Origin of the sequence: Arthrobacter sp. SO3 (assembly GCF_020532825.1) — a bacterium.
In the GTDB taxonomy this organism is placed as follows: domain Bacteria; phylum Actinomycetota; class Actinomycetes; order Actinomycetales; family Micrococcaceae; genus Arthrobacter.
The window spans coordinates 65,120-70,789 of record NZ_MQTS01000148.1; the positions used below are offsets into that span (position 1 = coordinate 65,120).

The 5,670-nt window shown below is 70.2% G+C and carries 6 protein-coding genes; 5 read left to right on the plus strand and 1 reads right to left on the minus strand.

The window, feature by feature from the left end; genetic code table 11:
• From BJQ90_RS14135 to panC, 4 genes are all read left to right on the plus strand, one after another.
• A partial coding sequence (locus tag BJQ90_RS14135; RefSeq protein WP_226760878.1) for a PH domain-containing protein occupies window positions 1-248 on the plus strand: 248 nt, incomplete at its 5' end.
• A gap of 24 nt (window positions 249-272) precedes the next feature.
• Window positions 273-1,847 (plus strand): PH domain-containing protein, encoded by a 1,575-nt coding sequence (locus tag BJQ90_RS14140; protein WP_413463686.1) that lies wholly within the window; start codon window positions 273-275, stop codon window positions 1,845-1,847.
• Window positions 1,840-2,748, plus strand: a complete 909-nt coding sequence (locus tag BJQ90_RS14145) for a Rossmann-like and DUF2520 domain-containing protein (protein ID WP_226760879.1) — start codon at window positions 1,840-1,842, stop codon at window positions 2,746-2,748. The genes BJQ90_RS14140 and BJQ90_RS14145 overlap by 8 nt, the downstream gene beginning before the upstream one ends.
• A gap of 14 nt (window positions 2,749-2,762) precedes the next feature.
• Window positions 2,763-3,662 (plus strand): pantoate--beta-alanine ligase, encoded by a 900-nt coding sequence (gene panC / locus BJQ90_RS14150; RefSeq protein WP_226760880.1) that lies wholly within the window; start codon window positions 2,763-2,765, stop codon window positions 3,660-3,662.
• A 34-nt stretch (window positions 3,663-3,696) separates the two neighbouring features.
• On the opposite strand, the gene BJQ90_RS14155 is transcribed toward panC, so the two are convergent.
• Window positions 3,697-3,843 carry a hypothetical protein gene (locus BJQ90_RS14155; RefSeq protein ID WP_226760881.1) on the minus strand — a complete coding sequence of 49 codons (147 nt, stop codon included), beginning with the start codon at window positions 3,841-3,843 and terminating at the stop codon, window positions 3,697-3,699.
• Between the two features lie 359 nt (window positions 3,844-4,202).
• On the opposite strand from BJQ90_RS14155, the gene BJQ90_RS14160 reads away from it, so the two are divergent.
• Window positions 4,203-5,670 (plus strand): DHA2 family efflux MFS transporter permease subunit (locus tag BJQ90_RS14160; protein WP_226760882.1); only part of this gene is annotated, 1,468 nt, incomplete at its 3' end.

Below are 5,670 nucleotides of genomic sequence, written 5' to 3' on the forward strand. Positions count from 1 at the left end.
GTGAAGATGACCTGCTCATCCGCCGCGGCATCTTCTTCCAGCGCACCCTCGTGGTCCCCTACGGCCGGATGCAGTACGTGGACATCGGCGCCGGGCCGGTGGAACGCGGCCTGGGCCTTTGCACCCTGAAGCTGCACACCGCCTCCGCCGGCACCAACGCGCAAATCCCGGGTCTGCCCGCCGCAGAGGGGGCCCGGCTCCGTGAGCAGCTTTCCGCCCGCGGTGAAGCCCGGCTGGCCGGGCTGTGACGGGTTCGCCGTGAAGGTTCTGCCGTGAAGCCGGACGCTGCCCCGGAGGCGTCCGCCGGCGCCGGCGCCCCCGACGGCGGCGGGGCCCCCGACGGCGCGTGGCTCCGCGTGCACCCGGCATCACCGTTCCTGCGCGGCTGGGTGGTGCTGGCCGCCATCGGATTCTTCTTCTTCCGGGATAGTTTCGAACGGATGCTCCAGGGCGGCCCCCTCGTCGATGAGCGGCTCGCCGACCGGGCGCCGTGGCTGCTGCTCGGCGGCGGCATCGTGCTGCTGCTCACCGTGCTCGGCTACATCCTGAGCTGGTTCTTCACCCGCTACCAGGTGGCCGAAGGCTATGTCCGGCTGAACACCGGGTTCGTCTTCAAACAGCAGCGGCAGGCCAGGCTGGACCGGGTCCAGGCGATCGACGTCGTCCAGCCCCTGCTGGCCCGGGTCTTCGGGCTGGCCGAGCTCAAATTCGAGGTGGCCGACGCCGGTGAATCCGCGATGCGGCTCGCTTACCTCCGGATGGACGAAGCGCGGCAGCTCCGGGCCACGATCCTGGCCCGCGCCGCCGGCGTGCCGCAGGACCCCGCGCGCCCGGGGGCAGCCGCCGCCGAAGCGCCCGAGGACTCCGTGCTGACCGTCCCGCCGGGCCGCCTGGTCGGATCCCTGGTCCTGAGCGAGCAGAGCGTGTTCGTGGTCCTCGGCGGTGCGGCGTCCGTGGTGCTCTCGGCCCTTACGGAGAACCGCAGCTTTTACCTCTTCCTGATCCCCGCCGTGCTGGGCATGGTGGCCGCGTACTGGAACTCCGTCAACAGGGGCTACAACTTCACCGCCGCCGTATCCCCGGACGGCATCCGGCTGCGCTACGGACTGCTCGACACCCAGGCGCAGACCCTGCCGCCGGGCCGGATCCAGGCACTGCGGGTCAGCCAGCCCCCGCTCTGGCGGATCTTCGGCTGGTACCGGATCCAGATCAACGTGGCCGGCTACGGCGCCGCGGGAGGCAACGGCGAGGGCTCGTCCCGGACCACGCTCCTTCCGGTGGGGACTTTCCCCGAAGTCCTTGCCGTCCTCTCCCTCGTCCTGCCCGACCCCGGCACCCCGGACCCGGTGCGGGTCTTCACCGCCGGCATCCACGGCCTCGCCGGCCCGGCCGCGGTTGCGGCGGATCCGCCGGTTCCCGCGCGGGACGACGGCGGCTTCGTCACCACCCCGCGGCGCGCCAGGCTGCTGGCGCCGCTGGGCTGGCGGCGCAACGGCTTCACCGCCACCGACACGGCCCTGCTGATCCGCTCGGGCCGCTGGTGGCGCAATCTCGTGGTGGTCCCGCACCAGCGCACCCAGTCGATGGCGCTCGAGCAGGGGCCGTTGGCCCGGCGCTTCCGGGTAGCGGACCTGGTGCTGCACACCACCGCCGGGCCGGTGTCCCCGCGGCTGATCCAGGCCGGCCTGGACGAGGGGCGCGCCCTGCTGGATGCACAGGCGGCCCGCGCCCGCGCCGCGCGCCAACGCCAGACCAGCGAGCACTGGCTGGACCAGGTCCGGGCCCTCGGGGCCGGACCCGCCCCCACCGACGAACCCAACAGGCAGGACGAGCAACAGCATGGCTAAACCAGGACGACTCGGCATCGGAATCATTGGAGCCGGAAAGGTTGGCGCCGTCCTGGGGGCGGCGCTGCGCGGCGCGGAGCACGCCATCATCGGTGTCTCCGCAGTCTCGGACGCCAGCCGGGAACGTGCGGAGGCCCTGCTGCCCGGTGTCCCGGTGCTGGATGTGCCGGACATCGTCGAGCGCGCCGAACTGGTGCTCCTCGCCGTCCCCGACGACGCGCTCGGTCCGCTCGTCGAAGGCCTGGCGAAGCTCGGCGCGTGGCAGCCGGGCCAGCTCGTGGCACACACCTCCGGACGGTTCGGCGTCGGGATCCTGCATCCCGTCCGGGCCGCCGGCGCCATCCCGCTGGCGCTGCACCCTGCGATGACCTTCACCGGGATGAGCCTGGACCTGACCCGGCTGCTGGACTGCACCTTTGGCGTCACGGCGGACGCCGCGATGCTGCCCATCGCGCAGGCCCTCGTCGTGGAAATGGGAGCAGAACCGGTAGCGATCGCGGAGGCTGACCGGACGCTGTACCACGCGGCCCTCGCGCACGCCTCAAACCACCTCGTGACCCTGGTGGCGCAGTCCTCGCAGCTGCTCCGCGAGGTCGGCGTCGAAGCCCCGGAACGCATGCTGGGGCCGCTGCTGCGGGCAACCCTGGAGAACGCACTCGCCTCCGGCGAATCGGCCCTGACCGGGCCGGTGGCCCGCGGCGACGTGGGCACCGTGGCCGCGCACGCCGAGTCTTTGCGGGAACACGACGGTGGCTCCGACGGCGATATTCTGGAAGCGTACCTGGCCATGGCCAGGGCGACGGCCCGCCGGGCCGGACGCCGGGGACTGCTGAGGCCGGAAGAACAGGACAGCATCACGCGGGCGCTCGAGGGCCCGGACCATGATGGCAACGAACCCTAAGGAAGGTCCCTAACTTGGCGATCCAACTCGTGACCACGGCCGCCCAGCTCCGGGCCGAAAGCACCCGGCTGCTCAAGGAGAAGGGCGGCGCCTCGCAGGGCCTGGTCCCCACCATGGGCGCCCTGCATGCGGGCCACGCCGAGCTGGCACGCACCGCCGTCGCGCAGAACGACGTGGTGGTGGTGAGTATCTTCGTCAACCCGCTGCAGTTCGGCGAGGCGGTGGACCTGGAACGGTATCCGCGGACCCTGGACGCGGACCTGGCGCTGCTGGACGCCGTGGGGGTGGACCTGGTGTTCGCGCCCGACGTGGACGAGGTCTACCCCGGCGGTGACCCCCGGGTTCGGATCAGTGCCGGTCCGATGGCCCGGAAGTGGGAGGGAGCCTCCCGTCCCGGGCACTTCGACGGCGCCCTGACCGTTGTGGCCAAACTGCTGCACTACGGAATGCCCGGAGCGGCGCCGGGCGCGGAACTGCCGGCGTACCGGGCGTATTTCGGCCAGAAGGACGCCCAGCAGCTGGCCCTGGTCCAGCGCATGGTGGCGGACCTGAACTTCCCGGTGGAGATCGTCCCGGTGCCGATCGTGCGGTCGCCGGATGGACTGGCGCTGTCCAGCCGCAACCGCTTCCTCTCCGCCGGGGAACGCGAGGCGGCCCTGGTGCTCTCGAGGGCGCTGCGGCTCATTGCGGAACGGGCCAACGCCCACGAGCCGCTGGACCTTGAGTCCGCGCAGGCCCTCGTGGAGTCCCAGCCGCTCGTGGAACTGGACTACTTCGACGTGGTGGATCCCCACACCCTCGAACCGCTGGCCGAGAACTGCAGGGACACCCCGTTCCGCGGCGAGGGCCTGGTGCTCATCGCGGCCAGGGTGGGCCCGGTCAGGCTGATCGACAACGTCCCGCTGGACTCCTAGGCGGTCCCGCTCTCGGCCATGAGCTTCAGGTTGCCTAGAGTTTGCTCCCTTGCCCTCTCCTGGAGCCGTTCCACCAGCACGCGGTGACCGGGAACGGCACGCCGGCCATCAGGTAGCTGTGCTTCACGACGGTTCCGGGGCCGCCGTCGCCCTCCACGTTCTTTGCCTCGCTGAGGTTCACCCACCAGGAGGACCAATGTGGGGGTCTGTGGCGATCCCCGTGACCCGGTCCACAGGTGCGTCGATCTGGATGCTTTGTTGGATGTGGCCCATCGAAACTCCTCTGAATAGGGGTGAAAGGAAGCGACCAGCGTTGACCGGCGGCGCTCCCTTCCCTTCAGGGAACGCCGTTGTGCCCTCCGGGAGTAAGGCAGACGGTCCTCCCGGGCACGCGGCGGTGCCGGCACCCTGTGGCTGCCGGACGCAGGCCGCAGGAATTTTCTGCACCGTCGGGAATTACCGCGGCGCGCCGCAGGTTGGCACCTCTTGCAGCGACGACGCTCGCAGACCCACTTCAAAACTCCCTGAGGGAACCCCGCCATGTCTACAGACGTCTCTTCAAAGCCCCCCGGCGATCCCGCGCAGGCCCAGGGTGCCGACGGGGTGGCAACGCCGCCGGCGAAGATGTCCCGGGAATCCGTCACCATTATCGGCACCCTGCTGGTGGCCACCTTCGTGGTCATCCTGAACGAAACCATCATGAACGTCGCGCTGCAGCGGCTGATGGTGGACCTCGGGGTCACCGCACCCACCGTGCAGTGGCTGTCGACCGGTTTTATGCTCACGATGGCCGTGGTGATCCCCACGACCGGCTTCATCCTGCAGCGGCTGACCACCCGCGCCGTCTTTATGCTGGCCATGGGCCTGTTCTCCGGCGGCACGCTGCTCGCGGCGCTGGCCCCGGGTTTCGAAATCCTCCTGCTGGCCCGGATCATTCAGGCCGGCGGCACCGCCATCATGCTGCCCCTGCTGATGACCACCATCCTCACCCTGGTCCCCGTGTCACGCCGCGGTTTCGTGATGGGCATCGTCAGCATCGCCATCTCGGTGGCGCCGGCCATGGGCCCGACGGTTTCCGGACTGATCCTGGAGCACTTCTCCTGGCGCTTCATGTTCGTCTTTGTCCTGCCGATCGCCCTCGCCGCTTTCGCCATCGGCGCCCGGTTCCTGACCAACATCGGCGAGAAGGAAAAGACCCGGCTCGACGTCCCGTCCGTTGTGCTGACCGTTCCTGCCTTCGGCGGCATCGTCTACGGACTGAGCCAGATCGGCGGCCAGGGCGGTCCGGGCGCGCCCGCCGTCATTGCGTTGGCCGTGGGTGTCATCGCCATGGTCGCGTTTGTGCTCCGGCAGTTGCGGCTGCAGAAGTCCGAGGCGCCCCTGCTGGACCTGCGCGCGTTCACCTCCCGGATGTTCACGGTGTCCGTGCTGCTGCTCGTGGTGGCCATGATCGCCCTGTTCGGCGCGGTAATCCTCCTGCCGTTGTACCTGCAGGAAATCCGCGGGCTGACGTCGCTGGAGACCGGGCTGACACTGCTGCCCGGCGGCCTCGCGATGGGCCTGCTCGGCCCGTTCATCGGGCGGCTCTTCGACAAGGTCGGCCCGCTGCCGCTGACCGTCACCGGCGCGTCCCTGCTGGTCGTAGCCCTGTTCCAGTTCTCCCTGCTGGACGCGGGCACACCCGTCGGGTGGATCATCGCGCTGCACGTGGGCCTGAGCCTGGGACTGGCCCTGATCTTCACGCCCGCGTTCACCACCGGACTGAACCCGCTGCCGCCGCACCTGTATTCACACGGCTCGGCCATCATGAACACCCTGCAGCAGGTGGCAGGGGCCGCCGGAACGGCGCTGCTCGTCTCGATCTACGCGGTCGTGTCCGCCGGCGCGGGAATTGTTGCGGGAATGCACGCGGCGTTCCTTACGGCGTCGGTCATTGCCGTGGCCGCCGTCGTCCTGGCCGCGATGATGCGCAAGACCGCCGCAACGGAGCACCCCGCCCCCGCCACCC

Excerpts from the sequence above, each read along its gene's own strand:
- BJQ90_RS14145 (WP_226760879.1), top strand. The coding sequence starts at position 1,840 with ATGGCTAAACCAGGACGACTCGGCATCGGAATCATTGGAGCCGGAAAG.